The organism is Paenibacillus sp. 2TAB19 (assembly GCF_052115185.1).
Taxonomy (GTDB): domain Bacteria; phylum Bacillota; class Bacilli; order Paenibacillales; family Paenibacillaceae; genus Pristimantibacillus.
Genome location: NZ_JBFRGE010000195.1, coordinates 1 through 1,661 on the forward strand (window position 1 = coordinate 1; position 1,661 = coordinate 1,661).

The following is a 1,661-nucleotide window of genomic DNA, read 5'->3' on the forward strand; positions in this document are numbered from 1 at the left end:
GGATCGGACAGTCTTGCGGGCAGCTTCGTATGGGTAATTGTGTCGCTGGCCATTGTTATCGTACTAATCGTATTTGTAATCAAATGGCTGTCCCAGCGCAATCGGTCATGGGGAACGAATCGCTCGATGCGCTCGCTTGGCGGCATTGCGCTAGGACAGAACAATTCGATGCAAGTCGTTGAAATTGCCGGACGCATCTATGTTGTCGGAATAGGCGAAAATATTACGCTGCTGGACAAGATTGTCGATCCAGAGGAAATTAAAGCGATTATTGAGTCGTTAGAACGTCAGCCTGAGCAATTGTGGCCTCAGAACGCCTTGAAGCAGTTCACAAGCAAGCTGCGCGGATCTAACACGGACAAAGATAAACAACCTGACAATGAGCAATGGAATCGTTCAACATCATTCCAAAGCATGCTCCAAAGCAAGCTTACTCAGCAGTCGGACCGCAAGCAACAACTAGAGTCATTGCTTAACGATACTAAATCAAATGAACGGTTGATCGACGATGAGAAATAAATGGTGGATATCCATAGTAGCTGTACAACTGCTTGCTATGCTGTTCTACACGCCAGCATTCGCTGAGCCTATACCGGACATCTCCATTAATATCGGAGACAGCAGTTCAGGGGAGCCGGCAACGAGCGCATTATCCATTTTGCTGCTCATTACGGTTCTTAGTATCGCTCCGGCTATTATGGTGTTGATGACAAGTTTCACGCGTATTGTCATCGTGCTCAGTTTCGTCAGAACGTCGCTCGGCACGCAGATGATGCCGCCGAACCAAGTGCTTATCGGACTTGCTATGTTTCTAACCTTCTTTATAATGGCACCGACGTTCTCTCAAGTGAATGAGGTAGCATTGCAGCCGTATATGAAAGGCGAAATTTCACAAACCGAAGCGTTTGAGCAGGCTTCCATTCCTATGAAAGAGTTTATGTTCAAACATACGAGGGAGAAGGACCTGCAGCTGTTTATGAATTATACGAAGGCTGAGAAGCCGGAAACGTTTAAGGATATTCCGATTACCGTTCTCGTTCCAGCCTATGCGATAAGCGAGCTCAAGACAGCGTTCCAGATGGGTTTCATGATATTCATACCGTTTCTAGTCATCGACATGATCGTTTCAAGCACGCTGATGGCGATGGGGATGATGATGCTACCGCCGATTATGATTTCATTGCCCTTTAAACTGCTATTGTTCGTTCTAGTCGACGGCTGGTATTTAATAGTCAAATCATTGCTGTTAAGCTTCAACACATGACAAAGGCAGGGAGGACCAGAAGAACATGAGTGCTGACTTCATTATCGGACTAGCCGGACAAGCCGTCTTTACGGTGTTGAAAGCCAGCGCGCCAATGCTCATTCTTGCTTTAGTCGTTGGCCTAATCGTCAGTATATTTCAAGCGACAACTCAGATTCAGGAACAGACGCTTGCATTTGTGCCCAAAATTGTAGCCGTTTTTATAGCCATCATCATTTTTGGCCCATGGATACTGAATACGGTCGTCGACTTCACTTACAATCTGCTGAATAATCTCCATAAGTACATCGGATAGGCTGTGAATGAATGGACGCGATCGTAACTGGCTTTCCTATTTTTTTGCTTATTTTTTGTCGAATTACGGCATTTTTCGTTGTCGCACCGGTCTTTTCTTCCC

Annotated in this window: 3 protein-coding genes; all 3 read left to right on the forward strand. The window is 45.8% G+C overall.

Going from position 1 to position 1,661, the window contains the following annotated elements; genetic code table 11:
- On the forward strand, positions 1-519 hold a 519-nt coding region (locus AB4Z33_RS30915), incomplete at its 5' end, for a flagellar biosynthetic protein FliO (protein WP_442053571.1).
- Positions 509-1,264 carry a flagellar type III secretion system pore protein FliP gene (gene fliP / locus AB4Z33_RS30920; protein WP_442053572.1) on the forward strand — a complete coding sequence of 252 codons (756 nt, stop codon included), beginning with the start codon at positions 509-511 and terminating at the stop codon, positions 1,262-1,264. The genes AB4Z33_RS30915 and fliP, both read left to right, overlap by 11 nt.
- A gap of 25 nt (positions 1,265-1,289) precedes the next feature.
- Entirely contained in the window at positions 1,290-1,559 is a 270-nt protein-coding gene (fliQ, locus tag AB4Z33_RS30925; protein ID WP_337098863.1) for a flagellar biosynthesis protein FliQ, read from the forward strand.
- Positions 1,560-1,661: the final 102 nt, after the last annotated feature.

Excerpts from the sequence above, each read along its gene's own strand:
- fliP (WP_442053572.1), top strand. The coding sequence starts at position 509 with ATGAGAAATAAATGGTGGATATCCATAGTAGCTGTACAACTGCTTGCT.
- fliQ (WP_337098863.1), top strand. The coding sequence starts at position 1,290 with ATGAGTGCTGACTTCATTATCGGACTAGCCGGACAAGCCGTCTTTACG.